The 1,044-nt window shown below is 71.6% G+C and carries 2 protein-coding genes; both read left to right on the top strand.

The window, feature by feature from the left end; translation table 11 throughout:
- The coding region (locus VTU_RS0124630; protein WP_010110459.1) for an ACP S-malonyltransferase at positions 1 to 658 on the top strand (658 nt) is incomplete at its 5' end.
- Positions 655 to 1,044: SDR family NAD(P)-dependent oxidoreductase (locus tag VTU_RS0124625; RefSeq protein ID WP_010110457.1), on the top strand; the 390-nt coding region annotated here is incomplete at its 3' end. The genes VTU_RS0124630 and VTU_RS0124625, both read left to right, overlap by 4 nt.

The raw sequence follows: 1,044 nt of genomic DNA, 5'->3' as shown, positions 1-1,044 counted from the left end.
GGTCGCCGCCGGTGTGCTGACGCTGGCGCAGGCCGTGCCCCTGGTGCGCCTGCGGGCCGCGGCCATGCAGGCGGCCGTGCCGCTTGGCGCCGGCGCCATGGCGGCCATTTTGGGTCTGGATGCGTCCCGGGTCATCGCCGGATGCGCCGAGGCGCTGGCGTCGTTTGGCGCCGGCACGCCCGAAGTGGTCGAGGCGGTGAACTTCAACGACCCCGTCCAGACCGTGATCGCCGGCACCCAGGCCGGTGTGGACCGGGCCTGCGAAATCCTCAGGGCCGCAGGCGCCAAGCGTGCCCTGCCGCTGCCGGTGTCTGCGCCCTTTCATTCCAGCCTGATGCGGCCTGCCGCCGAGAAACTGCGCCTGGCGCTGGCCGACGTCGCGCTCGCGCCGCCGCAGATTGCCGTGGTGAACAACGTGGACGTGGCCGTGCAGCAGGATGCGCAGGCCATACGCGACGCGCTCTACCGCCAGGCGTTTTGCCCCGTGCGCTGGGTGGAATGCGTGCGCGCGCTCCAGGCGCGCGGCGCCAGCCACCTCGTTGAAATGGGTCCCGGCAAGGTGCTCACGGGCCTGACCCGGCGCATCGACCCGGCATTGTGCGGCGCTGCGTTGTTCGACCCGGCCACGCTGGCCGAAACCCGGGAATTGTTGACATGACGGAATCCCCATCTGCGGCGCCCGTGGCGCTGGTCACGGGCGCGTCGCGCGGCATTGGCGCGGCGATTGCCATGAAGCTTGCGGCGCAGGGGTACCGGGTCGTCGGAACGGCCACCACGGACGCAGGCGCCGAGCGCATCGGCCAGGCGCTGGCGGCCCGCCCGGGCTGTCGGGGGGCGCAGCTGAACGTGAACGATGGCGCGGCGATCGAGGCGCTGATCGACTCCATCGTGCGGCAGCAGGGCGGTTTGCAGGTGCTGGTGAACAACGCCGGAATCACGCGCGACGCCCTGGCCATGCGCATGAAGGACGCGGACTGGGACGCGGTGCTGGACACCGACCTGAAGGCGGTTTTTCGCGTGAGCCGCGCTGCCATGCGGCCCATG

This window comes from Verminephrobacter aporrectodeae subsp. tuberculatae At4 (genome assembly GCF_000193225.1).
Classification (GTDB): Bacteria; Pseudomonadota; Gammaproteobacteria; order Burkholderiales; family Burkholderiaceae_C; genus Acidovorax; species Acidovorax aporrectodeae.
The sequence above is the reverse complement of the archived record's forward strand: the minus strand, read 5'-3'. Positions and strand labels throughout refer to the sequence as shown.